21 protein-coding genes are annotated in these 26,358 nt (G+C 45.2%); 15 read left to right on the top strand and 6 right to left on the bottom strand.

Annotation, left to right across the window (positions count from 1 at the left end; all coding sequences use genetic code 11):
* Positions 1–407: 407 nt before the first annotated feature.
* Positions 408–1,457: a Preprotein translocase subunit SecY gene (locus MSG33_RS04375; protein ID WP_248379997.1), complete on the top strand. Its 1,050-nt coding sequence runs from the start codon at positions 408–410 to the stop codon at positions 1,455–1,457.
* A 158-nt stretch (positions 1,458–1,615) separates the two neighbouring features.
* On the opposite strand, the gene MSG33_RS04370 is transcribed toward MSG33_RS04375, so the two are convergent.
* Entirely contained in the window at positions 1,616–2,815 is a 1,200-nt protein-coding gene (locus tag MSG33_RS04370; RefSeq protein ID WP_248379995.1) for a DUF5666 domain-containing protein, read from the bottom strand.
* Positions 2,816–2,905: 90 nt separating this feature from the next.
* Here MSG33_RS04370 and MSG33_RS04365 point away from each other — a divergent pair, with 90 nt between their 5' ends.
* The 3 genes from MSG33_RS04365 (at position 2,906) to MSG33_RS04355 (ending at position 5,805) form a co-directional block, all read left to right on the top strand.
* Positions 2,906–3,574, top strand: coding sequence for a response regulator transcription factor (locus MSG33_RS04365; RefSeq protein WP_005395631.1), 669 nt, complete (start codon positions 2,906–2,908; stop codon positions 3,572–3,574).
* Complete coding sequence (locus MSG33_RS04360; RefSeq protein WP_248379993.1) at positions 3,546–4,787, top strand: HAMP domain-containing sensor histidine kinase; 1,242 nt, start codon at positions 3,546–3,548, stop codon at positions 4,785–4,787. Before MSG33_RS04365 ends, MSG33_RS04360 begins: the two co-directional genes overlap by 29 nt.
* 88 nt (positions 4,788–4,875) lie before the next feature.
* Positions 4,876–5,805 carry an SRPBCC family protein gene (locus tag MSG33_RS04355; protein ID WP_248379991.1) on the top strand — a complete coding sequence of 310 codons (930 nt, stop codon included), beginning with the start codon at positions 4,876–4,878 and terminating at the stop codon, positions 5,803–5,805.
* Positions 5,806–5,949: 144 nt separating this feature from the next.
* Here the strand turns inward: MSG33_RS04355 and MSG33_RS04350 are convergent, their stop codons facing one another.
* From MSG33_RS04350 to MSG33_RS04330, 5 genes are all read right to left on the bottom strand, one after another.
* Positions 5,950–6,405 carry a hypothetical protein gene (locus MSG33_RS04350; RefSeq protein WP_012842506.1) on the bottom strand — a complete coding sequence of 152 codons (456 nt, stop codon included), beginning with the start codon at positions 6,403–6,405 and terminating at the stop codon, positions 5,950–5,952.
* 12 nt (positions 6,406–6,417) lie between these two features.
* Entirely contained in the window at positions 6,418–8,196 is a 1,779-nt protein-coding gene (locus tag MSG33_RS04345; RefSeq protein WP_248379989.1) for a S8 family peptidase, read from the bottom strand.
* A gap of 249 nt (positions 8,197–8,445) precedes the next feature.
* On the bottom strand, positions 8,446–8,787 hold the full coding sequence (locus MSG33_RS04340; protein ID WP_012842508.1) for a hypothetical protein: 342 nt from the start codon (positions 8,785–8,787) through the stop codon (positions 8,446–8,448).
* Between the two features lie 7 nt (positions 8,788–8,794).
* Positions 8,795–10,708, bottom strand: coding sequence for a tetratricopeptide repeat-containing diguanylate cyclase (locus tag MSG33_RS04335; protein ID WP_248379987.1), 1,914 nt, complete (start codon positions 10,706–10,708; stop codon positions 8,795–8,797).
* A gap of 616 nt (positions 10,709–11,324) precedes the next feature.
* Complete coding sequence (locus tag MSG33_RS04330) at positions 11,325–12,581, bottom strand: aromatic amino acid transport family protein (protein ID WP_248379985.1); 1,257 nt, start codon at positions 12,579–12,581, stop codon at positions 11,325–11,327.
* 381 nt (positions 12,582–12,962) lie between these two features.
* On the opposite strand from MSG33_RS04330, the gene MSG33_RS04325 reads away from it, so the two are divergent.
* From MSG33_RS04325 to nirD, 11 genes are all read left to right on the top strand, one after another.
* Complete coding sequence (locus MSG33_RS04325) at positions 12,963–13,397, top strand: N-acetyltransferase (RefSeq protein ID WP_005395641.1); 435 nt, start codon at positions 12,963–12,965, stop codon at positions 13,395–13,397.
* Between the two features lie 293 nt (positions 13,398–13,690).
* Complete coding sequence (locus MSG33_RS04320) at positions 13,691–16,336, top strand: nitrate reductase (protein WP_248379983.1); 2,646 nt, start codon at positions 13,691–13,693, stop codon at positions 16,334–16,336.
* A gap of 20 nt (positions 16,337–16,356) precedes the next feature.
* The gene (cobA, locus tag MSG33_RS04315) at positions 16,357–17,262 is read left to right on the top strand and encodes a uroporphyrinogen-III C-methyltransferase (RefSeq protein WP_248379981.1); all 906 of its coding nucleotides are present in this window, start codon (positions 16,357–16,359) and stop codon (positions 17,260–17,262) included.
* Positions 17,259–18,212 carry a glycosyl transferase family protein gene (locus tag MSG33_RS04310; RefSeq protein WP_104973761.1) on the top strand — a complete coding sequence of 318 codons (954 nt, stop codon included), beginning with the start codon at positions 17,259–17,261 and terminating at the stop codon, positions 18,210–18,212. Before cobA ends, MSG33_RS04310 begins: the two co-directional genes overlap by 4 nt.
* Before the next feature lie 170 nt (positions 18,213–18,382).
* The gene (locus tag MSG33_RS04305) at positions 18,383–19,300 is read left to right on the top strand and encodes a dienelactone hydrolase family protein (RefSeq protein ID WP_170891788.1); all 918 of its coding nucleotides are present in this window, start codon (positions 18,383–18,385) and stop codon (positions 19,298–19,300) included.
* A gap of 73 nt (positions 19,301–19,373) precedes the next feature.
* Positions 19,374–19,955 (top strand): ANTAR domain-containing protein, encoded by a 582-nt coding sequence (locus MSG33_RS04300; RefSeq protein WP_181869484.1) that lies wholly within the window; start codon positions 19,374–19,376, stop codon positions 19,953–19,955.
* Positions 19,956–20,219: 264 nt separating this feature from the next.
* Positions 20,220–21,584: a CmpA/NrtA family ABC transporter substrate-binding protein gene (locus tag MSG33_RS04295; protein ID WP_104970777.1), complete on the top strand. Its 1,365-nt coding sequence runs from the start codon at positions 20,220–20,222 to the stop codon at positions 21,582–21,584.
* A 72-nt stretch (positions 21,585–21,656) separates the two neighbouring features.
* Complete coding sequence (locus tag MSG33_RS04290; protein ID WP_248379979.1) at positions 21,657–22,622, top strand: ABC transporter permease; 966 nt, start codon at positions 21,657–21,659, stop codon at positions 22,620–22,622.
* Positions 22,623–22,633: 11 nt separating this feature from the next.
* Complete coding sequence (locus MSG33_RS04285) at positions 22,634–23,470, top strand: ABC transporter ATP-binding protein (RefSeq protein ID WP_005395652.1); 837 nt, start codon at positions 22,634–22,636, stop codon at positions 23,468–23,470.
* A 10-nt stretch (positions 23,471–23,480) separates the two neighbouring features.
* The gene (gene nirB / locus MSG33_RS04280; RefSeq protein ID WP_248379977.1) at positions 23,481–26,000 is read left to right on the top strand and encodes a nitrite reductase large subunit NirB; all 2,520 of its coding nucleotides are present in this window, start codon (positions 23,481–23,483) and stop codon (positions 25,998–26,000) included.
* On the top strand, positions 26,001–26,336 hold the full coding sequence (nirD, locus tag MSG33_RS04275; RefSeq protein ID WP_248379975.1) for a nitrite reductase small subunit NirD: 336 nt from the start codon (positions 26,001–26,003) through the stop codon (positions 26,334–26,336). It begins immediately after the preceding gene.
* Positions 26,337–26,358: the final 22 nt, after the last annotated feature.

The following is a 26,358-nucleotide window of genomic DNA, read 5'->3' as shown; positions in this document are numbered from 1 at the left end:
TGATGCAAGTGTGCATTATTTGTTTTGTTGCCTGTTATTAACGCTTTAATGTCTTGGCTCTTTACTATTTAAAGCAACGTGTTACGGCAGATGGCATGTCTTGATTCGGCTTGCATTCATAACCTCCAATTCAGCTTGTCTGTCTTGCCTAGTCGCTTTTGAAGATACTGAATTAATCTCTCTTATATGTCACTGAAACTTCGGTTAGTGGGTGCCGAAGTGGTGTTTTTACGTGCTAGATTTGGCTGATATCGATTCAAAATGCACACCGAATCTTCACTTGTTTTCCATTAACGGAATTATGACAGTAATTTAATAAAGGATACGGTATTCTGCGCTCCTTTGTACATGCCAGAACGTCCGTCCTACTTAGTCGGAGGGACGATTAATCTTAAGAAATTTCTCAAATGAAATACGAACAACAGATTGGATATCGATACCCTAAAGGTCGATTTGCCATGGTGAGTGTATACGCATTCACTGGTGCTGCGATTTTAGCATCGACTATTTTTTCTCTATTGCTGTTTTTGTCGATCGACGAAAACCCGATGATGCAAACCTTATTTGGTGGTTTAGCGATTATTTTTGAAGCGGGTAAGTTCTACGCTTGGTATGAATACGGTGAGCGCCGAGCCCATCGCAACTATACAGGGGCGGCAACCGCTCTCGTGTTTTATTTAGTCTTAGCTGTGATCTCCATTGGCGGTAGTATTGGTGGCATTAACAGTGCAACAAACAGCGCACAAAGTCATATTTCGGTAGAGCAGGCGAAAGTGGAAGCGTTTAATCGCCAGATTGCGGCAATCGATAAACAGATTGAGCTCAACAATATGGCGGCGCAGAAATACATCGAGATGGAGCGTATCGCGACCGGTGTAACTCGCATTCAGGAGCAAAACAAAACCTTACGCGAAGAGCAGCAACGCTTGGCTATGGAACGCGATAGCTTACCACCGGTCACGCAAGGCTCAGTGATTGGTTTGATTGATAGCCTAGCTAACGCATTTGGTACTACCTCTCAGCAAGCTCAGCTTGGCTTGGTTGTATTTCTTTCGATTCTGTTGGATTTCTTTGCTGCATTTTTTGTCGGCCTGATTGGTGAAGAGCAACGGTTCAGACATTTCTATCGCCGAAATGAGGGCATGATACTGAAAACGGTTCGCGATATCGATCCAGAGCCAGCGGGATATCTTCCTCATATCAAAGAGGAGGAAGAGCAAGAAATACCAGTAACGCCGGAGCCTGAAGAGCCAAAAGAACCGAAAACTCTGTTAGAGCAAGTGAGCGATGCACTTAAAACGCATCAAATTACGTGCACAAAAAAAGCCGTTGCCAAACAATTTAGGTTATCTGCGGAAGAGGTAGACAAGGTGTTTGAGGAATTGGCAGAGCTCGGTTTAGTGGGTAAAAAAGCCAACCACCATTATCATTGGATAGGTCAGACAAAGGCCGCATAATTGGTTATCAATTAGAGATCGGAAAGAGCGTCAATCGGCGCTCTTTTTTTACTGTAAGGTTTCGCTACTAAAGTGAGCCAAAAGAAGAGAGAGGATTTAAAAATAGAAAAACAAAAAAGTGCCACCGAAGTGACACTTTTTCTTTAGCGTAGAAGGTATCAGTTGTCGTAAACGTCCAACTCCACTTCACGGGCAATATTTTGGTCGTTGATGATTACACCATCGACTTCGACACGAGCACCATTTAGGTTAAGTTCTTCGATGCCTTGGAAGCGTGTTTGTGCATCAATTACAACGGTCGTGTTGTTTAGCAATTGATCTGCGTCGTTTTCGCAACGCTCGATGTCAAATGTTCTTGCTTCAGCATCGTAGTTTGATACGTATCCTTCACATTCAAATTCTTTACCTTGCCATTGGTTGTTATCGTCAAAGTCTGGTTGCTCAAACTCAATAACGGTAGCGATGCGTTTGCCATTTTTCATGACAGACGTTACTTCCACTTCTTGGCCTTGTTTTAGGTTCGCTTTGCTGCCATCTTCAAATCGTGTTGCGTTATCGATGAAGAATGCACCTCGGTAGTTTAATGAAAACTCACTGTAATCATTTGCAACCCAAGTCACGATGCCTTCCACATCGCTGTCATTGCTTATGACGTCGTAGCCTTCAACTTCTACCTCATTTGCCATGAAGACGCCGTTTTGCATTTCACCTTCTACTTCCACCCATTGGCCGGTGCTAAGTTGGCTAATGTTGTCGTAAGATACGGTTATATTTGTACCAAGCTTAAACGTGCCAGCATTTTCATCGATACTAGTAATGCGACCTTCCAGTTCGTAGTAGCTTCCAAGAGTTGGGTAATCGTTATCTACGTCGATTTCGACCACAGACAACACTCGATAACCCGCATCCGCAGTCGGCAAGGATGACACCATCACCCAGTCGTTGATCTCTATATCATCACTTAAACCGTCAAACTGCAGATCTACGCCGTTTACCGTAAATGTTTTCTTCACATAATCAATTGCTGTAACACGTCCGGTAATGGTTGGCTCAAGTGTTACTAAGAAGCCATCGTCAGACGCTTTACGAACATCTGTTCCTACTTGAACCATCATTTTGGGTTCTACATCGGCTAATTGCATTGATGTATCGCCATAAACCACCCCAGACACATGGTATGTATATCTATTGACGGTTAACGTGTTTTCTTCAGCGTTGACCGCTTCAACAGAGCCAATCGCTACACTTGGTTTCACTACTGGTTGAGTTGGTGTGCTATCGCTATTGCTGCCACCACCTGAACCACCACAACCAGACAATGCCAAACCTACTACAGAAATAAGAGCGAGTTTTTTCATTGTATTAACCTCAATTTACGAGCTAGTTTAGGAAATTGCCTGTATCTTATTGGGCATATCGTGAAGAGATCGTGAAGAAATGTGATTTTTATGAAAATTTTAATTGTAGATGACAACCACAATGTCTCGGAGACGATTGCGGACTATCTTGAGCTTGAAGGCATGATTATCGATTGTGCGTATCATGGTGAGGCCGCACTGAAGTTAATCGAGGATAATCATTACGATGTAATCATCATGGATATCATGATGCCTAAGCTCGATGGCATTAGTACGGTACAGAAACTTCGACAAGATCAGCTCTGTGGAACGCCTATCCTCTTCCTAACCGCAAAAGATACGTTAGATGACAAAATCGCGGCATTTAAAGCGGGAGGCGATGACTATTTAATGAAGCCATTTGCGATGGAAGAGCTTAGTTTGCGTGTTCATGCTTTGGCTAATCGCGGTCCAAGGCAAGATATTGGCACGCTCAAGTTTGCGGACATTTGTTTAGATGCGCGCACAGGCAAAGTGACGAGAAAAGACAAAGAAATTAAGCTGAGCCGAATTCAAACCAAGATTTTAAAGTTACTTCTCCAACGTGCTCCAGCATCGGTTTCGCGCACAGAAGTGATCGATAGTGTGTGGGGAGACGAACCACCCGGAAGTGATGCACTTCGTAGCCATATTTATGGTTTAAGAACCGCGTTAGACAAAGGTTTTGAAGAATCACGATTAGAGACTATTCATGGACAAGGTTACCGACTTAAAGCATAACGAATATCCAAGTATTTATCGCAAGATCCGTTGGGGTTTTGGGGGGATGACGCTTGTGATGTTTACTCTTTTTTGGTCGCTGATTTATGTGGCAGAAAACAAACTTGAAGTGCTGAGTTTACATCACTGGCTTGATACTGAAGCTGCGCTTTATAGTGAGAATTTCGAGAAACAGGGCTGGGATGCGCCATTGCCAAACGTATTGGAGTTCAACTCATATTGGAGTGAAGCACCGACACCGGATTGGTTGCTCTCTTTTACTTCGCCCGGTTTTTACGAATATCTGCTTGGTGAAGAAGACAAACACTTTGTCGTATTGAAACACCCCTCAGGGAAGGGGCTTATGTACATTGTGTTTCAAGATGACTCCGATGATTACCTCGACGAATACGAAAGTTCGCTGCATCAGTTTACGCTACTGCTCGGTGGCTTATTTTCATTTGTTATGGTCGGGTATGGCATTTATATGGTGCGAATATTGTCTCGACCACTAGCGCAAATCGAAGACAAAATCAGCCAAATGTCACCGGATCAACCCGCTTTCCAAGTTGAAACTAAGTTCAGCGAGACACGCCAAATAGAGCAAACTTTGCTGGATAATAAAAACGATATCGCAGGCTATTTCAAACGAGAACAAGAATTTAGTCGTTTTGCATCGCATGAGTTGAGAACGCCAATCATGGTGATCAAAGGCTCAACAGACATTCTAACGCGTATCCCAGAACAACCTCGAGTCGCGCAAAAAGCCATCGCGAGAATGCAGTCAGCTTGTGAAGACATGCGCGTACTGACAGAAGCGTTTCTCTTGCTCGGTAAAGAGAAAATAGAGCCTCAGCATTACGGAGAGCATCAGCTTCTCACTTGTTTACAAAAACAGTTGGAAGAGCTAGCTCCTTTATTTGCCAAGCAAGATTCGAATTACGCTTTGCACGAACAACATAGTGGTGTCGTGAAGGCACCAGAGAGTTTTGTGACCATTGTAATCAACAATCTGATTAAAAATGCCTTTAGCTATAGTGTGGGAGATATTGAGATTGAGTTGGATGGTCATGCTCTTAAGATCCTGAATCGTCACGATGGTAACGAGACGTACAACGCCGGCTACGGTTGTGGGCTTGTTATCGTACAACGCATATGTGAACGGATGGGATGGGCGTTAATACTGGACGATGATGGTGTTCGATTTAGTGCGAAAGTGGAATTCCGTTCCTAGCTTTGTGCGTCTAACCCACAGTCAAACAAGAAAAAACTGGAATTTGAATTAGACTGAAGTTAGTGACGCGGAAACTTGAGGAACCGTTATGCTTTCTTATCAGGTCAGCAGAAGTATTGAAATTAATAAGAATCAAAGCGAGATTATTGGCTATCTCAAAGATTTTAATAACTGGCCTGATTGGTCACCTTGGATCATTCTTGAACCAAGCTGCGAGCTGACATTCAGCGATAATCAAGGTCACGTTGGAGCCGGTTACCAATGGAATGGTCAGCGTATTGGAACTGGTGCCATTGTATTGGAAAGTACTCAAGAACATCGGTTAGATATGGAGCTTCATTTCTTTCGCCCAATAAAGAGTCACGGAAAGGTGACCCTCATAGTGACGCCGTCACAAGATGGTTGTTTAGTCGAATGGCAAATGCAATCACGCGTTCCTTGGTATCTGTTCTTTTTGAAAAGTATGTTTAAGTCGATGATAGAGATGGATTATCAACGTGGGCTACGCATGCTCAAAAGCAAACTTGAAACCGGGCAAGTGTTCTCAGACTTGGTTGAAATTGGTAATCGAACTCTGCCTCAGGTTCATTACATCGGAATAAAAGGCGAGGCCAGCATTCCAGAATTAGGTCCGGTAATAGAAGAACAAGTTCACAAGTTAAAGCAGATAGTTGATGACAAGGGCTTATCTGTGAACGGCGAGTTATTTTGTTATTACCAGTCGATGGATATGCAGAAAGGTATGTTTGAGTTTATCACTTGCTTACCACTTGATAACGCGGTAACTGCGCCAGAGGGGGCGGTTACTGGTACCATACCTGAGAGTGAAACATTTGTCGTCGAGCACCGTGGGGAATATCAGTTTTTGGGAAATGCGTGGGCTTTAGCGATGAACTTGGTTCGCCAGAGTGGTATGAAAGCCAAAACCAGTCCATTAGGGATTGAGCGCTACTTAGATAACCCGCAAGAAACCACGCAGGATAAACTAAGAACCGAAGTTATTTTATTTAAGAAATGACAGGCGTTGCCGGACACGCTCCCCTAAATATCATGCTAGTTCCGTAGTAATCTACAAAAAAAGAGGGTTTCTATACCCACCTATAAAAATGCCTCAGCAATTGCCGAGGCATGGTTTTATTAGCCAACTTCTCTTGCTAGAGAATTATTGTGCACGGTACTTACCGCTGTTTAGTTCAATTTTAGACGCTTTTACCCGGCTGTCTGCGTTTAGATAGTCGCTAATGCTCAGTAGATCTTGATCTTGAGATGCTTTTAACACCGCAGATTCTCCCTCTGCGAAGACAACTTCCAGCTTTAGCTCTTTGGCGACCGCTTTCGCTTCGTTAGGGTTGTTTACCGTGATGTAAACCAGTCCAGTGGCCTTGGATACATTGCTAAATGCATTCTTAAACACTTCATCACCGGCTTGAAGCTTTACTTCTTCGGATAGGCTCCTAGCTGTACCCGTTTGCACCTTGCGATAATCTTGGCCATTAATCTCAACCGCTTCTGAAGGCACGAACAGTTCAGGTGCGGGTTGTTGAGAGAGTTGTTGCTCAGCGTATGCGCTAGCCGTCATCATAGAAAGAGCCAGCATAGAAAATGATATGTATTTCATGTAATTGACTCCTTAGTGTCCAAAGATGCGCATCGACCAGTTCTTAATAACACCTGGCTGAGTGTTGTTTGCCATCGGAACGTCATAGATGGTTGAAGAGTTAAAATATGCAATGTAAGAAAAGACTTCGTCGCCATTCGTATCGATTGCTCGTAATGTCCATTCGCCTTTTGCATCTTCGCCATAGAACTGGTTAGACAACATTAGTTGGTCTTTGTAGCCAGTAATCGTTGGGTCAAGAGATTGACCAACAAGACCATTACGTGGTGTTTGCAAAACGGAACGAGTCCCTGATGGCGAAACGAGCTCGATAGCTAAGTCGGGCAGGCGAGAGTGGTCTAATGTCAATTTCACTTGAACGGATTCTACCTTCAGATCATCGGCAATGGCGATACTTGATGAACCGCCAGCCAAACTCGCATCGGGTACACTTACTTCTTTAGTATTGTTAACCCAAGGCGTAATAACTTGAGGCGGTAAAACACGATTCGTCATGCGAGCACGTTGCATTGCTTCATCCAAATCGACAGCGCCGAAGCCATAAAAAGTATGGAAATCTACGCCTGCGGCGTTTTTCTGCCAAGGAGAAATGGCCTCGTAGATAACGTGTTCACCTTTGTGGTTAGTAAATTCAAGTTGTACGCCTGGATGCGTTTTATCCGTTACTTTTGCTGTCTCTGCTAGCAAAGCACGTACATCACGAGCAGAAAGTGCATGATTCGTGGACATAATTGCCGCGATGGCACCGGACGTATTTGGCGCAGCCGACGAGGTTCCGTTCATTGTACTGGTATAGTTACAGTTCGGGTCTAGCTCCGTACCGCCGTGTAAGCCATTGATACCAAGTCCGTCGCTGGTATTTTGCCCTTCTTCACAACCCATCAAATCGGTGGTGACCATGGCAGGGAAGTCTTGCCCATATTCACCTGCTGGTGCGGCAACCCATACGTTAGATCCCACCGATGAGTAACTCGCTCGCGTGCCATCCGCACGTAGTGCACTGGTGATTAAATTAAAATAGTTGGCGTTGTCATAAGACTGAGCGGAGTTGTGCATCGGCAAGCCTTGGTTGTCTCCACCAGCAAAGAAGTTACTTGGTAATACGAAGAATCTTCCCGCATTGAAATAGCGATAACCATTGCCGGCTGACTTAACAAATACAGCACCGCGTCCCCATGAGTTACTCTCACTGACATTTTTTATCACGTCCATTTCAAGTTTAAGTTGAGGATCGCTTTCATCAAAAGTTATTGGGTTGATCGGGCTGAAACCATAGCTTTGGTTAAATACACGAACATCGCGTGTGGCTGGGTCCATGCCGTGAGAGATTAGCCAGCCTTCTAATGTCTGGTTGGCTAACCAGTTAAAACCAATAAGAGAAGAGTGAGAAGCAACACCGCGTCCACCTTCACCATTGTTGCCGACTGCGCTGATCAAACCGGCTACAGCAGTGCCGTGACCATTGGTATCAACCGGATAACTTAATGGGAAAGAAGAGTCTTCGACGAAGTTTCTGCTACCTGTAACTATATTACCTGCAAGATCTGGGTGATCGATCTGCACTCCAGAATCAATGACCGCGACTTTTACACCGATACCCGCAATACCCATTGCTTGAGTGAGCTTGGTGTTTAGGTCGTTCCCAGCAACAGCTGGGTTAGCTGCAAAAGCAGTTTGCCCTGTGTTGTCTAAGTGCCATTGTTCAGAATAGAGTGGATCAAACGCCGAGACGGCAGGTGCAATGCCTACTGCCAACATAGCAGCAAATAGGCGGTTAATGCGTATTTCCATTTTTGACCTCATGTCTTTGTTTGGAATTTTTTAGCTCCTGTTTCATATTCCTCTAACAGGAATAAACAAAGCTAACGACAAAGAATAAGGACGAAAACCATTTACAACTTGTTTACATCAAAAGTTCGACGAACAACATGAGTCAGTGTTAATTCACTGAAATTATAGGGTTTTTTAATGTCGAATAGCGCACGCATGAAAAGTGAAAAGCAGAAAATACGGTCGTACTGTCTGCTTTGAGAGGAAGGATTATTTAGTTGAAGCGGGTTGAATTGTCGCCATTGGTTTCTTCGGTTTGGCCTTTTCTTTGGGTAACACGTTATCAATCCACTTTTTGATGTATAGCTTATTGAACTCACTATCACACCACTTCTTGTTTAAACCACGTCGGTTAAACTCAGCGCCAATCGCAACTTTGGTTTGGTTGGTTGCACGGTTGTAGTAGAGGGTCTCGCACAACTGAGTGTTACTCATTTGTTGGGCATATACGTTAACACTGCTGCTGCGCATTCCCAGTTGAGAGGCTTGATGGTTACTACACGCAGTGAGAAGTGCAGGCGCAAAAATAGCGATGGTTAGGATTTTTTTCATTTTGCTCTTATGACGTCGGGTGAATAACGAAGCGATTTCTTCCTGCTTGCTTTGCGTCATACAAAGCTTGATCTGCGAAGAAAAACCATTGATCCCATTCTTGTTGAATAGTTTTTACGGACAGTCTGTCGACAGCCCCGAGAGAAATTGTCGCGTTTAATGACTTAGAGTCAACCACTAGTGGCGTGTTTTCCACGATATATCTCAATCGATCCAAGAATTTAGCGCAATCTTCAGTTCTGTTTACTTCAAATAATAAGACAAACTCCTCTCCACCCCAACGGATGAGTAGGTCCCCAGAGCGAGTCGATTCATTAAATAACCTGGCAATATGAATTAACATCTTGTCGCCAATATCATGCCCATATTCATCGTTAAACGTTTTAAAATGATCGATATCTAATACGGCTAAGGCAAACGTTCTATCTGGGCTTCTACGAGCCATTTTATCCAGCCAAATGGGAAGGTAGCGACGGTTGTGCAGTTGAGTTAATGGATCGGTAGTATTTTCTTGAGTGAGTGCCTTATTAATACGCCTAACGCGCAGTACGTAACGAAAGCCAACGACACCAATCGCTGCGATAGCGATAAAGTAGAACATTTCTCTATAGCGTTGTGAACGCAGCTCTGAAGCTTGCAACGCATTTTTCGTTTCTAGTAGCTTGAGTTCTTTCTGAGCTAACTTAGCTTCGAGGTCAAACTTAATATTAATCATCTCTTCGCCGTGAATATGATGAGAAAATTCAGCTTCTAGCTCTCTTAACTGAGTTAAGTAACGAAAAGCCGCTTCAAAATTATTAAGGGTTTGATTCGCGTTTACTAGGACCGACAGCATATCAATGCGCTGTCGTATTTCTAGCTCATCGGTTGATTTAGTTTGCTCAAGTACGTTGATAGCTGTCGAAATAGCTTTATCGTATTGTTCATCTGCGAGGTATGCTTCTGCATATGCTTCATAACAAGGCATTTTCTTCGCCTCTACGTTTCCCGTGATAGGGAGAGCTACGCAACGCTGTGCAACCATCAACGCTTCATCAATTTTCCCTATCGAACTTAACATTTGTGAGAAGCTGGATAATGAATAGTGTTTGATGACGTCTGACCCCGTTTGCATTGAGAGTCGGATTGCTTCATTAAAATAGTATTCTGCCTTTTCGCTATCTCCACTGCTTAAGTGAACAATACTTAAGTTTGCGTAGATAACCCCAATGAAAAGGCTGTTGTCATATTGATATTTGCTGTTTAAATAGGTATCGAGTGCTTGCGTAAGGTAGCTACTGGCGCGAGCCCAATCGGATGCATCGATATAGACGGTACCGATGTTATTCAGCGTCATCGCAACTTGCATTTCAAACACGGTTCTCTCTAACAACTCATAGGCGGTTCGGTAATACTTGAGTCCGCTACGTAGTTGATTCCGTGAAACCTCTAAGTTCCCTAGCCAGCGATATGCTCTTCCTTCTAGCGCTAAATAGCCGAGATCACGGGCTTCGGCGATGATGTCATGGAGTACAAGTTCTGCATTCCAATTATCGTCTAGTTCAATCATGGTTACCGCTTTATTAAGCTGTGCTTCAGCGACTACCCACGGTAAATGATGCGCTTTCCCAAACTCAATTAAATCAGGCATATCTTTGGGCAGCGGAACGCCTTCGTAGCGCTTTAGGTAAAGGCGCGCAAAGTAATAAAGGGCAAGAGATTCCGCTGACGCATTCTGTGGCGCAACTAATTCATCTTCTTCAATTGAGCGCGGCTTACCCATTGAACGAAAATAGAGATTGAGCATGGAGCTGCTTTGAGGAGAAATGTGTTCTTCCAGATAGCCCTGTTTTTCTGTGTTGGCAAGTACATGGGTTGGATGGAAGAAGAATCCAAGTACTGAGAACAGCGCGCAAGTTAGCGTTTTAATCGGAAAGTGCATGAGCTTATTAATAAAATGTGATCTCGTTTAACCCTAATACTAGGTAAGTCTATCACTTCTTATTGGCTAAGTGCGGATGGATTCCGAGTTACAAACGGCTTGTGAAGAAAGTTTCGCGAAAGGTGAGGCTAATATTATGATTTATAATGATAAATCTGTTCAAAAGTGGAAAGATTGATTTAACGACAAGATAAACAGTGCGACGAATCTAGTGTGTCGAACATTGTTAGTGGTGTAAATTTCATCATTTAGTCGGTGCGATTCGCATCTCGAAAGATGGCTGGTTCGCTAAAAAATTATCTTTCTGTCATAAATATTTAATGTTTGTATGGGTTGTTAAAAAACTCGGTATTAGACATAGTGTTATTAAGCCAATAAAAAATGGCTTTTATAATAAACAGGAGATTAACTATGCATAATGAAATGATTCAACCTTCACACTTCGGTATTATTGGCCGCACTTGTATCGCTTCAGTACTTATGATTGCGGGCGTTTTTGCTCTTATCTAAGAGTCAATGGTAACGATGGTTACCCGCTTAAAAGTAAGAAAATTCAGGGAATCACCTTAATCTCGTATAAGGTATTCCCCTGAAAATCCAACCTAATAACTACTTTTTAGCTGAAGAAGCTAAAAACCAATGCACTTACCGCTACAATGCCCGCAGTTAAAACAAAGTAAGTTGAGCCATTCCCACGATATTGTTTCAATGCATCGATTTTGTATACCGCTAACATTGGCATAATAAATAAGATCATCGCGATAACAGGCCCTGACAACGCTTCCATCATACCAAGAATGCTTGGGTTCATGATCGCTGCTGCCCAGATTGAAAAGAAAAGTACTGCAACGCTGATACGATCAACTCGCTTTTCAGACAGTTTAGAGTGTTTAGTAATTAAACCATTTAAGCTTTCGCGTGCACCTAAAAAGTGCCCAAGAAAAGAGGAAGTGATAGCAACAAAAGCTACCAAAGGACCAAGCGTTGCGATAAATGGGTTGTCTGTTGCATTGGCTAAATAAGATAGCACCGACACGTTTTGTTCTTTAGCTTGAGCCAATTGCTCTGGTGACAGCGCTAATACACACGAAAAGACAAAGATAAGCACAAACGCAATTAACATGATGCTAGTGCGTCGAAGAATTACTTCGGATTTCGCATCCGCTTGATCGCCATAATGGCGACGTTGCACATTTGCAAAGCTTGAAATCGCAGCAGCGTGACTAAACGAGAAAATAACCACAGGAACCGCTAACCACATAGTGCTAGCAAAAGCAGACGCTTCAGGGGCGTCCATGATTGGCATGGTCCAGTTTGGTATCAAGTAAAATGAAAGAAAGGCAAGAATAGCCACTAATGGGTAAACCATAATGGCAAAAGCCCGTAGCATGACTTTTTCGCCCGCCATCATAATGGCAATTAATGCAAACACTAGTACACCTGAAAGCAGAGGGCGAGGCAAAGAAGCCATATCAGCTTGGTTAACCATAAAACTGTCTACGGTATTGGTAATACCGACACCGTAAATTAACAGGATCGGGAAGATCGAAAGAAAATACAGCAGTGAAATAGAGCGACCCGCTTTTGCGCCAAAGTGCTCTTCCACTACATCAGTAAAGTCTGCATTTTTGATCTTGGAAGACAGTACAAAGCGAGCTAAACCACGGTGGGCAAGATAAGTCATTGGGAAAGCAAGCACAGCCATTGCGACTAACGGCCAAAACCCGCCAATACCAAGGTTGATCGGCAGAAATAGAATGCCTGCACCAACGGCTGTTCCAAACAGACTAAGGACCCAATGTGTGTCGTGTTTTGACCAAGATGTTGTTGTGTTTAATTCACTGGAATTTAACGCATTTCGAGATTCTTTCACTTAAAACTCGCTTTTATAAAAATAATAATGCGGAGAATGGTATAGGTTTTGGTGTTTGTTATCACATCGGAAGTGTGGTGAATCATGCTGAAGATAAGGGGTGGTTGTAACTTATCAAACTATGAATTTTTTTAAAAACTAGAATTTTAATCTAAAAATTAAGCAATAAATTGGTGTTATATTTCAAATTTTTACTAATGGGTGGTTTTTGATTTCGTGGTTAAAACTTAATCATGGATGTATATGCTAAAGAAGCGTGCTCTTACTTAATGAGCCATGGTGCATATTGGAGGGCTAGCAAGTGGCAGGTCTATGAGTCCTGCATTTAGATGAGTTTTAGGTATATACTGCCGCCACAAATGTTAAAGGAGGAATCATTGAATGGACATTCTGTCTGCACATAAAGACGACTTATTGGCTGTGTATACGCTTGAAAATACTTTATTTGGAGAACATGCCTATCCTCAATTTTTCTTTCGGCAAGCTTTTGATTGTTGGGGGGAAAGCTTACTAGTGGCGAAAGAGGGGGAGCAAGTCGCAGGGTATATTTTGCTGACGACAAGCACAAATGCACAGCAATATTGGATCATGTCACTGGCTGTCGATACTCAACATCGTGGTAAGGGTATTGCGCGTTCTCTGATTGAAAGTGCCATCGCGCCGTTGAAGTTGGGCTCAAGTGTGAAGTTGACGGTCGATCCGAATAATCAGCCTGCATTGTCTTTGTACCTGTCCCTTGGCTTCAAAGTCTTAAAAGAAGAAGCGCATTATTTCGGTGACGAAGAGTCTAGATTGGTCATGGAATTAGTAAAGTAACCCTGCACGATAATGAACGAAACTTGCACTCAATCAGTGCGCGGTATTACTTTGCAATAGTTGTTTACATTCTAACGTTTTGTAAATTAAAGATTTTCAATCTTGGCACCTCGTTTGCTTTGAGATAAATGTTCATCGTTAACTCGATGCGCCGCTCTCTATAGCAGGCGAGAGCGGGATAGGGTATTACTTTTGAAAATGTACTAACAGCGTTAAAGGCATTGCTGCCTCTCTCGATTCGGGAGAGGCTTTTTTTTTGCCTGTAATTTAGGATTAGTCGCGCAGGAGGCGTTATGTCACAAGGGTGTAGAAAGACAACTTGTCCGTATTGCGGAGTAGGCTGCGGAATTGAAATCAGCAATAACAAGATTATTGGAGATGCGCTTCATCCGGCCAATTCCGGTTCACTGTGTGTAAAGGGTGTCGCATTAGCAGAAAGCTTAAAAATGCCTTCAAGGTTGCTCTACCCCAAGCTAAGGGAAAAAGAAGTGTCATGGCATTCGGTCACAGACTTAATTGCACAAGAGATCCATCAAGCGAAAGCGGAGTTTGGACCAGATTCTGTCGCGATGTATGTTTCAGGGCAGTTGCTTACTGAAGATTACTACGTCGCGAACAAACTCATGAAAGGTTATGTGGGTAGCGCAAACATCGATACTAACTCCCGTTTGTGTATGTCTTCGGCGGTTGCTGCTCACGTACGCGCATTTGGCGAAGATGTGGTTCCTGTCAATTACGACGATATTGATAATACCGAGCTGTTGATCATCTGCGGTGCCAATACCGCTTGGACGCATCCCGTGTTATTCCGTCGTGTTCAGCAAGCGCGAGAGAATAATCCAAACCTTAAATTAGTGGTTATTGACCCGCGTGAAACGGTCACCGCGCAGCAAGCGGATTTGCATCTACCGATTAAAAACGATGGGGATGTGTCACTTTTTAATGGGCTGCTCAAGTTTCTTATCGAGCAGCAATGTATTGATTCTGAATACATAAATTCCCATACCGACGGGTTTGATGCGCTTGCAGAAGAAGTTTCTGATTTGCGTTACGATGTCACTAATTTAACGTCTTCCATTGGTATTTCAGAAGAAAAACTCACGACATTCTTCCAATGGTTCGCACAAAGCCCAACCGCAATCACGCTGTTTTGCCAAGGGGTTAACCAAGCCGAAAATGGTGTCGATAAAGGCAATGCAATCATTAATGCACACTTGGCGACAGGTAAAATTGCTAAGTCAGGTTGTGGGCCGTTTTCTATTACAGGTCAGCCGAATGCGATGGGTGGGCGAGAAGTCGGTGGTTTGGCAAACCAACTAGCGGTTCATCGCGCTTTTGACGCAGATTCTATAAAGCAAGTCCAAGCGTTTTGGGATTCACCCGAAATTGCCACTAAGCCTGGATTAAAAGCCGTCGAGCTGTTTGAGGCGGTAGAACGTGGTGAGATTAAAGTTCTGTGGATCATGGCAACCAATCCCGTGGTTTCTTTGCCTGATAATCAGATGGTTAAGCGCGCGTTAGCGGCTTGTCCTTTTGTGATTGTGTCTGATATTACCGCGGAGTCGGACGTTGCTAAATATGCAGATGTTCTACTGCCAGCAGCTGGTTGGGGTGAAAAGCAAGGGATGGTGACTAACTCTGAACGTAGAATGTCTCGTCAACGTCAGTTTCAAATACCACCTGGTGAAGTAAAACCAGATTGGTGGGCGATAAGCCAAGTCGGACAAGCTCTGTGTACATTGGAAAAAACACAAAATGGCTTTGCGTTTACTTCTGAGCGGGCGGTATTCAGGGAATATGCGGCGATGACAGGTATGAATGCAGATTCGCCATTGAAGCTCGACCTGTCTCAACACGCGAACTTAACCGAGCAAGAATACGAAGAGTGGGTACCGACTCAATGGGGAGGAGGGCGCCCTTTTGCTGATGGAATCTATTCACACCCAGATGGAAAAGCGCGTTTTGTCGTCACCAGCGAATTACCTCAACGCTTAGAGAGAACAAAAGGCTGGTGGCTCAATACGGGCAGGCAACGTGACCAATGGCATACCATGACGCGTACAGGGCATATCGCACACCTAGCCGCCTCTGAGTTAGAGCCAACCGTGTACATGAATACACTCTCCGCCACTCAAAATCGCTTAAAAGCGGGACAACTCACCAAGCTGTTTCAGCCTACTTCAAACACCGGTATTTATGCCAAAGTTGCCATTGATGAAGGTTTAGGTTTTCAGGAGCTGTTTATGTCAATGCACTGGGCGGGCCGATATGGCGGTGAAAGCAGTGTTAACGCGATAATAAACAGCGTAAAAGACCCTATTTCTGGGCAACCTGCGTTTAAGTCGTCTTATGTTGAAGTGCAAGACGCAGCGGTAAAAACCTACGGTATGTTCATCGGGACACAGTTTGATTCCGGCAAGTTTCTCTACAGCGCATTTCAAGCAGAAAGTAATTTGGGCATCTGGCGCTTCGCACACGATAAACGACCAAAAAAGCAGAGTTTTTGTCGAACGGAAAAGAGCCGCAGGATCACGATTGATATTGCCCAAGGTTGGCTAGCAGTGGATTACGATCTTGTTGGAGACGTTCGTATCATTCGTTCTGTTTTGGTGGTGTCTAGTGAACCGATTCAAACCGACTACACCAACTTTACGCACTTGATTGGCAAGCCGATGGAGTTATCGCAACTGCTTACCATCACTCAATCGCAAAGCAGCGCCAAACTGGTTTGTAGTTGTTTCCGTGTCACCGATAAACAAATACATGACGCGATGGAGAAACAAGACTGCACTTCACTGACCCAACTTCAAAACAAACTCAAATGCGGTACCAACTGTGGCTCATGCGTCTCTCAAATCAAACAAATGGTCGACAGCCATCAGCATCAAAAGGGCAAACAGCAAGCGAGCCAGCAAAGTCTGTCGATGCAAATAAACTAAATCATAAAGAGGATAAGCACATGGAAGCGCCTTATCAAAAGTCTTGGTTTAAGAAAGGACAAGCGAGTCAGAATCAAGAACGCTCGTCTCGCTTTTCTAAGCATGACCAAGCAAGCAAACTGAACCAACTTCTAGAAAATCACTCCGCAGATCTAGATGCGAACCACAAAGGTTTTGTCTCGATTGTCGGAGCAGGACCGCACGATCCAGACTTGTTAACCGTGAAGGCAGTGAAAGCGATTATATCGGCAGAGGTATTGCTATACGACCGTTTGGTTAACAAAGATATTTTGGAGTTGACTTCGCCACAAGCCGATTGGATTTACGTGGGCAAACGATGTGGGCAACCTAGTATTGATCAGGAAGAAGTCTGTAATTTGATGGTGTCGCTCGCTCAGCAAGGAAAGCGAGTTGTGCGCTTAAAAGGGGGAGATCCTTTTGTATTTGGTCGTGGAGGCGAAGAAGCATTAGCACTCGTCAAACACTCTATCGCTTACGAAGTCATCCCCGGTATTACTGCTGCGATTGGATGTTCAGCAAACAGCTTGATTCCGCTGACTCATCGTGGCGTTGCTCGCAGCGTTACCTTTGTTACAGGGCAAGTGGTAACAGGCGCATTTGAAGCGTGGAGCCAACTGATGCAAAGCGGCCAAACATTGGTGTTCTACATGGGATTAGAAAAATCGACAGATATACAAACTGGTTTAATTGGTGCTGGTTTGAACCAAGATTTCCCTGTTGCGATCATCACTCATGGTTGTAGCCCCCAACAGCAAGTGCACGTTACCCAACTCAATCAGCTCAATGAGTTATCGATTACACTTAAAGGCATCAGCCCAGCATTGATTGTGATGGGAGAAGTTGTCAAACTGCGCGAACAACTAATAGAAACCGTACAGTCAGTGACGGAATACGAGGGAATATGAGCAGCATTTTGGAATGTATCAGAACAGTCGGTCGTGGCGAACGTGGTAGAAAACCACTGAACTTTGATCAAGCGTTTCGAGTTATGGATGAATACCTAAACGGAGAGTGCGATGATGATCAAATGGCAATGCTGCTGATGCTGATTCGCGTACAAAACGAGACTCAACAAGAAATCGCTGGCTTTGTGAAAGCATTCCAATCCCGCATGCCTGCTATTGGTGCAGACATCGACTGGCCATGTTACGCAGGCAAACGTGAAGCGGCAGGTCAGCCTTGGCACCTGTTGGCAGCGAAGATCCTTGCCGATAATGGTCATAAAGTGCTGATGCATGGCTATCACGACCGTCAATCTGGACGTTTACACGCAGAAGATTACCTCGACAAGTTTGCTATCGAGAAAGCGGAATCAGCAGAAGAAGCAAAGCGTGTCTTAGAAACACAAAACATCGTGTATCTACCGCTCAGCGCATTTGCTCCACAAGCAGAAACCATGATCGGTTGGAAGAATCGTTATGGGCTGAGAACGCCGATTAATACCGTGGTTCGTGCATTGAATCCGGGGCAGGCGACGGTTGGTATTCGTGGTAGCTTCCATCCTGGATTCCAACAACTTCATGCAGAAGTCGAATATGAAATCGGTCAAACCGCTCACGCCGTTGTGTCATTCAAAGGGCAATCGGGTGAGTCAGAATACAACCCGAAAGTAAGCCAAACGGTATGGCTAAGCCAAACAAGCGGCGTGACATCGCACTACTGGACGGAGCAAATGCTGTCTGAGGTGCCAATGCCTACGAACTGTCCGTTTGGGACGTCAGAAGATGACATGAACCAAATGGCGAATACGGTTTTGGCAACGATGACCGTTGTGCTCTTTGCTCAAGTGCACGATAGGGAACAGGCCTTTGAACGTGCGTTTACTTATTGGGAAAACTATTGTTGTGGCAGTTAATCCTGTGACGAGCTAACCGCGAAACGTTGTTGGATCGGAATCCTTTATCTATTGTTTGTGTAAGCTTGTCAGTGATGTATTTATCACTTGAAGTGTCTCACAGCTGGTTGGGGCAACCATCAGTGAGGCCTGATGAGTTTACTTTTCGATAAGAAATGAGGACAAGGATAATGGTTCTAAAGCACTCAAACTCTAACAACAAGGCGTCACATCCCATTCCACAAGAAGCTTTCGATTGGTATGACGAATACGCACATGGCAAAATCTCTCGTCGAGAGTTTCTCAACCGTCTTGGTGGCCTCGCTGTTTTAGGTTTTAGTATGACGGCCCTGGTTGATGCTCTGACTCCAAATTATGCACTCGCAGAGCAAGTTTCCTTTAATGATCCTGAGATCAAAGCAACCTATGAAACCTTTGCCTCGCCCAATGGACATGGGGAAGGTAGCGGCTATTTGGTTGTGCCACAAAAAAAGACCTTAAAATCGCCGACAGTGTTGGTGATTCATGAAAATCGAGGTCTAAACCCATACATCAAAGATGTCGCCAGGCGACTCGCGAAAGATGGCTTTATTGCTTTTGCTCCTGACGCGCTTTATCCACTCGGTGGCTATCCGGGGAACGACGATGAAGGTCGCGCCATGCAGAAAGAGATGGACAGAGCCAAGATCGAACAAGATTTTATTGCTGCTGCTAATTTCATTAAACACTACGAGGGTGGGAACGGTAAATTGGGCGCAGTTGGGTTCTGCTTCGGTGGATACATCGTCAATATGCTTGCAGCGGTAATGCCAGAAGAGCTGGATGCAGGTGTGCCTTTCTACGGAACACCAGCGGCGCAAGAGATTCAAAAGCAGGTCAAAGGGCCGTTGATGATTCACTTCGCAGGGCTCGATAAGCGTGTTAACGACACATGGCCCGCTTATGAGCAGCAATTGATCGCGAACGATGCGCAATATCAGGCGTTAATGTATGAAAACGTCAATCATGGCTTCCACAACGACTCAACGGCACGCTACGCACCAGAAGAAGCGGCGCTCGCGTGGGAACGCACACTAGGTTTCTTCAAAGAACATCTCGCCTCTAGTTAAAACGCTTCAACTTTAATTGGCACATTCCTTGTTATGTCTCTCTTAGTGAGTGAGATATAAACAAGGAATGTGCATGACTCAATCAACGTCAAAAACACCCATTATAGTATGCTGTGATAGCCTCCAAGAGCAGGCTCGACTGTCCGGCTTGTTGAGCAAAGATTACGACAACATAGTTGGCTGCCAATTGGCACAACTAGAAACTTTGATGCAGCGAGAACCATCGGCACGCGTTGTTGTTGGATGGCAGCAGCCGACGGCGGAACTGCGTTTGATTGTCGATTTCTGTCGCAGAAAATCGGCACCACTCCTTATCGTGCTGAAGCAACTATCATCCAATGATATCAATCGGTTATCAGAAAAAATGGATTATGTTCTCATGCCACATGATAGTGAGTTTGCACTTCAACCCTGGATTGAACATGCGACATTAGTGAGAGCGAAATTCGAAAGTATGCAATCGGAAATTGAATCGCTGACCCATAAGATTGAAGAGCGCAAGCTGGTGGAAAAAGCCAAAGGTCTGCTGATGAAGATGCACAGTGTTGATGAAGATCAGGCTTATAAAGCGCTTAGAAATTCAGCCATGCAATCGAGCCAAACGCTCTCACAAGTGGCGAAGAATCTGATTACGGCATTGCAGTTAATGGATTAACTTCTCTACTACTTTGGGGTTATGGCAGAAATTCTACCGTGGTGCGTGTTGCACTAACAGCAAGCAAAAACAGTTGCTTGGTTACGAGGGTAGACTCTAATGTGCTGTATTTAAAGTAGAAAATAAGTTGGCACAGTACTTGGATTAGTTAAAACGGGTTTATTGTTGAATCGCTTATCTCAATTATCAACGGCGGTAATTGTAGACTTAGCAACGGCGCTACTGCTCTTCGGAGTAGTGGCGCTTTTTTATGGGAGCAAACCAATGAAATGGAGTTCGATGCTGAAAGTGTCAGCAATTTCGTTATCGGTATTCACCACGGTCAGCGTAAAGGCAGAGTTGGGTGAGCCAGAAATTGAAGACCTGAAGTTTGGTTTTATTAAGTTAACCGATATGGCACCGCTGGCGGTTGCTTATGAGAAAGGCTTTTTTGAAGACGAAGGCTTGTATGTAACTTTAGAGGCGCAAGCAAACTGGAAGGTGCTTTTAGACCGAGTTATCGATGGTGAGCTTGCTGGTGCGCACATGCTTGCTGGTCAGCCATTGGGCGCAACGATTGGTGTCGGCACAAAAGCGGAAGTGATTACCGCGTTCAGTATGGATTTGAACGGCAACGCAATCACGGTTTCCAAGGATACTTGGGAGCAGATGAAGCAATACATTCCAAAACAACCAGATGGCAAACCTGTTCACCCAATCAAAGCGGATGCCTTAAAACCAGTTGTGGACAGCTATCTGGATAAAGGTAAACCGTTCAACATGGGTATGGTGTTTCCTGTATCGACGCACAACTATGAGTTGCGTTACTGGTTAGCGGCAGGCGGGATTCATCCAGGTTTTTACGCACCAGAATCCGGTGACAATAGTGGTCAGTTGGATGCTGACGTTCTTTTGAGTGTTACACCGCCACCACAAATGCCAGCAACAATGGAAGCGGGCACGATCAAAGGGTACTGCGTAGGCGAACCATGGAACCAACAAGCCGTATTTAAAGGCATTGGTACGCCAGTCGTGACCGACTACGAGATCTGGAAGAACAACCCTGAGAAAGTGTTTGGTGTTTCTAAAGCTTGGGCTGAGAAGTATCCAAACACGCACATTCGCGTAGTGAAAGCCTTGATTCGAGCTGCACATTGGTTGGATGAAAACGACAATGCCAACCGCCAAGAAGCAGTGAAGATGCTATCAAAAAGCGAATACGTTGGAGCGGATGCCGAAGTTATCGCCAACTCAATGACGGGCACGTTTGAATACGAGAAAGGCGACAAACGAGACGTGCCAGACTTCAACGTGTTCTTCCGTCATAACGCCACGTATCCGTATTACAGCGATGCGATTTGGTACCTGACCCAAATGCGTCGCTGGGGACAGATCTCAAGCGAGAAATCCGATGATTGGTACATGGATGTGGCAAAAGAGGTTTACCGTCCAGATATCTACCAACAAGCGGCTCAAGCGTTAATTGAAGATGGTGTGTTGAGCAAAAAAGACTTCCCAGATTTCAGTGCTGAAGATGGTTTCCGTGCGCCACAAACACACTTTATCGACAACATCGTTTATGACGGTCGCGAGCCAAATAAATATCTAGAGAAGTTCTCTATCGGGCTTAAAGGAAAAGACAAGGTTTAACCATAACGATAAACGCCACAGGCGAGGAGATTCGCTTGTGGCAACAAGGATGTAAATTTCTTAGGAGTGAGTATGTCTAGTAATGTCATTTCCCTATTTCCTGCTAAGCAGGTAGTGAACCGAAGTCGGTTGGTGCTTTTGCCCGTCATTGGCTTGCTGATCTTTTTGGCAATGTGGCACTTAGCAGCGAGAGAAGTGCAAACCTCATTAGGTACGCTACCGGGACCAGTGCAAACTTTTCAGCAGTTCAGCAACCTTGTCGATGACCATTGGCAAGAGCGAGAAAAAGAACAAGCGTTTATCGAACGCCAGGAAAAACGAAATGCTGCGAAGTTAGCCAAGAATCCAGACGCGGAAGTGAAGATTCGTCCTTACACAGGTAAGCCGACGTTCTTCGACCAAATCGTGACGAGCTTAGTGACTGTGACAGCGGGCTTTCTGCTGGCGACGGTTATCGCGATTCCGCTTGGTATCGTGCTTGGTCTTAATCAAGGGCTGTATCAAGCGTTCAACCCAATCATTCAATTGCTCAAGCCTGTATCACCTTTGGCTTGGCTACCCATCGTTACCATGGTTGTAAGTGCCACTTATGTGAGTGATGACCCGATGTTTGCTAAGTCGTTCATTAACTCTCTGATCACAGTGGCGCTGTGTAGCTTGTGGCCGACGCTGATTAACACCGCTGTGGGTGTGACGAGCGTTGATAAAGACTTAATCAACGTGAGTAAAGTGCTTCAACTTTCGTGGTGGCAACACATTCGCACCATCGTTTTGCCTTCTGCCATTCCAATGATCTTCACAGGTTTACGTCTCTCTTTAGGTATAGCTTGGATGGTGTTGATTGCGGCAGAGATGCTCGCGCAGAACCCTGGGTTAGGCAAGTTTGTTTGGGATGAGTTCCAGAACGGCAGTTCAGCATCATTGGGTCGCATCATGGTGGCAGTCATCACTATTGGTTTTATCGGTTTGATGCTCGATAGAGGCATGCTGCAACTTCAAAAGGGGCTGTCTTGGAATAAACAACAAGCGTTGAGATAAAGGAAAAGATCATGGAAAAAGCATTATTAGATCTAACGCGTTTAGGGATGCGATTCCCAACGCCAGATGGCGAGTTCATCGCGCTTAAGAACGTCGATTTACAAATCAATAAAGGTGAGTTTGTATCTCTGATTGGCCACTCTGGCTGCGGTAAATCAACGGTATTGAACTTAGTTGCGGGTCTGCACATGCCAACAGACGGCGGCGTGATCGTCGATGGACGAGAGGTGGCAGGGCCGGGGCCTGACCGCGCAGTGGTGTTCCAAAACCATTCATTATTGCCTTGGTTAACCGTGTATCAAAACGTTGAGCTCGCAGTAAAACAAATCGCCGGCAAAAAGGGCAAAGCGTGGATTCAGGAACAAGTGAATCACTACTTGGAGTTGATTCAAATGCAGCATGCCGCGCACAAAAAGCCGGATGAAATATCGGGCGGTATGAAACAGCGAGTCGGCATCGCCAGAGCACTGGCACTTCAACCAAAGGTTTTGCTGATGGATGAACCATTTGGCGCGTTGGATGCGTTAACACGTGCGCACTTACAGGATGCATTGATGAAGATCCAAGCCGAGCTAAACAACACCGTCATCATGATTACCCATGACGTGGATGAAGCGGTGTTGCTATCCGACAAAATCGTGATGATGACTAACGGACCGGCAGCAACCATTGGAGAAGTGTTAGAAGTGAATCTACCGCGCCCTCGTGAGCGTGTGGCACTGGCGGATGATGTGCAGTATCAGAAGTGTCGACAAGCGGTGCTGAAGTTCCTTTACGAGAAGCAATCCAAAGTCGAGATTCCTGCTTCGAAAGAAGACAAGCCCAAAACCGCAGCGCAAACGGCATAAGGAGGCAGCGATGAACAGTCCTTTAACGATTCCAGTAAAGAACGCATTGAGCCACATCGTTGTGGTAGGCAACGGTATGGTCGGGCAACACCTCGTCGAGCAATTAGTGCAGAAAAACGCGCATTTGGAGCACCGAATTACCGTTATTGGTGCGGAGCGTTTTATCGCGTATGACCGTGTACAACTCTCTTCTTTATTTGCGGGTAAGTCCCATGATGATTTGATGCTGAGTAACCAAGAATGGTACGACATGCATGGCATCCAACTAGTACTTGGCAGCCAAGTAACAGGCATCGACAGAGAGCAAAAGCGTATTCTGCTTGATGGTGAAGATGTGCTGGGTTACGACCAACTTGTGCTCGCGACCGGTTCCTACCCATTTGTGCCGCCAATTGAAGGTAAAGACCGCGACAACGTGTTTGTCTACCGTACGCTTGATGATCTTTCACAAATCAAAAAAGCATGTGAAGGCGCAAAAACAGGCGCAGTAATTGGCGGTGGCTTATTGGGTTTAGAGGCGGCAAATGCACTCAAACTATTGGGGCTAGAAACTCACGTTATTGAATTTGCGCCTCGTCTGATGCCCGTACAGTTAGATGATGGTGCTGGCTTAGTGCTGAAAGAGAAGATTGAAGCGCTAGGGCTAACAGTACACACCTCAACAGGTACGGAACGAATCTGCGATGGTGAAACGGCTAAGCATCGTATGGTGTTTAAAGACAAAGATCCTCTCGAAGTTGATGTGATAGTCTTCTCCGCAGGCATTCGCCCTCAAGATGAGTTGGCAAGGCTGGCTGAGCTAGAAGTAGGTGAGCGAGGTGGCATTGTGATTAACAACCAATGCCAAACCAGCGATGAGAATATTTATGCGATTGGCGAATGTGCTCTTTGGGAGCAGAAGATCTTTGGTTTAGTCGCCCCCGGTTACACCATGGCGAGAACCACTGCCGATGTCTTGACTGGTATGCCGAGCGAAGGCTTTAAAGGTGCAGACATGAGCACCAAACTTAAGCTGCTTGGGGTGGATGTGGCGTCTATCGGCGATGCACAAATGCAAACCGAAGGCGCACAGGAAATGTTCTTGCAAGATGCGGTTGCAGGCATCTACAAAAAGCTGGTGGTTGATGCGAGCGGCACCCAATTGCTTGGTGCGATTCTCGTCGGTGACAACAGCGACTACGACGCGCTCTTACAGTGTTATTTGAACAAAACGGTCCTGCCAGACCACGCCGCGAACCTGCTGTTTGATACTGGAATGCTTGATGGAGAGATGCCAGACAGCGCCATCACCTGTTCTTGTCACAACGTCACAAAAGGCGACTTAGTTGCCGAGATTCAAGCTGGCACTACCAACCTGACGGACCTTAAAGCCAACACCAAAGCCGGTACTGGCTGTGGTGGCTGTAGCAATATGGTCAAGTCGGTATTGGATACTCAATTGGCAGCTATGGGGGTAGAGGTTAACAACCACCTTTGTGAACACTTTGAGCTCAGTCGGCAAGAGATGTTCCATATTTGCCAAGTGGAACAGATCAAAGACTTCGACACCTTAATTGCACTGCATGGCAAAGGGCATGGGTGTGATATTTGTAAGCCTACAGCGGCATCTGTGTTTGCTTCTTTGTGGAATGAACACATCATGGAGCCACAGCATCAATCTCTGCAGGATTCTAACGATGCCTTTATGGCAAACCTGCAAAAAGATGGCTCCTACTCGATAGTGCCTCGTGTTCCGGGCGGCGAAATTACACCAGACAAACTCATCGTGCTTGGCGAAGTTGCTCAGCAATATGATCTGTACACCAAGATCACTGGCGGTCAGCGAGTGGATTTATTTGGTGCGCAGTTAGAGCAACTCCCAGAAATCTGGCAAACCTTAATTGATGCTGGTTTTGAAACAGGGCACGCCTACGGCAAATCGGTGCGCACCGTGAAATCTTGCGTCGGCTCTACTTGGTGTCGTTATGGTGTTGATGATTCGGTTGGATTAGCCATTGAGTTAGAGAACCGCTACAAAGGATTGCGAGCGCCCCATAAGCTTAAGTTTGCCGTATCGGGCTGTACTCGCGAGTGTGCAGAAGCGCAAAGTAAAGACATTGGGGTGATCGCCACTGAAAACGGCTGGAATCTATATGTGTGTGGTAATGGCGGCATGAGACCAAGACACGCTGATTTGTTTGCATCCGACTTATCTAAATCAGAGTTGATCACCATGATCGACCGAGTATTGATGTTCTACGTCAGCACCGCAGATCGCTTGCAGCGTACGTCGGTGTGGATGGAGAACATGGAAGGGGGCTTAGATTACCTTAAAAAAGTGATTTTGGATGACTCTCTGAATCTATGTGATTCTTTGGATGAACAAATGGCGCGAGTCGTAGATACCTACCAATGTGAGTGGAAGAGTACGTTGGATAACCCTCAGAAACTGCAACGCTTCCGTCCTTTCTTGAACAGCACGTCGGGCAGTAAAGTCTTGCCGTACCAACGTATGCGCGGTCAGCGTATTCCCGTGAAACAGGAGGTGTAAATGGCAGCTTTAACCAAAGTGAAATTGTGTCAGCTTGATGACTTAATGCCGTTTATCGGTGCCACGGTGTTGATTGAAGGCGAGCATGTCGCGTTATTCTACATTCCAGATAGCGGTGTTTACGCCGTTCAAGATTGGGATCCAATTGGTAAGGCTTATGTGATGAGTCGAGGGATTGTCGGTGATATCGATGGTGAGATGTGTGTTGCGTCACCACTGTACAAACAGCATTTCAGCCTAAAGAGCGGGCAGTGTTTGGAAGACGAAGCGCACTGTCTAAAAACGTGGCAAGTGACGGTTGATGATAATCAGGTTTGTCATCTAGTCGAAGAATGATCCTCGAAATTAGCTTGCTCGA

This window comes from Vibrio sp. 1CM7H (genome assembly GCF_023161645.1).
Classification (GTDB): Bacteria; Pseudomonadota; Gammaproteobacteria; order Enterobacterales; family Vibrionaceae; genus Vibrio; species Vibrio diabolicus.
This window is presented reverse-complemented; position numbering and strand designations above follow the sequence as displayed.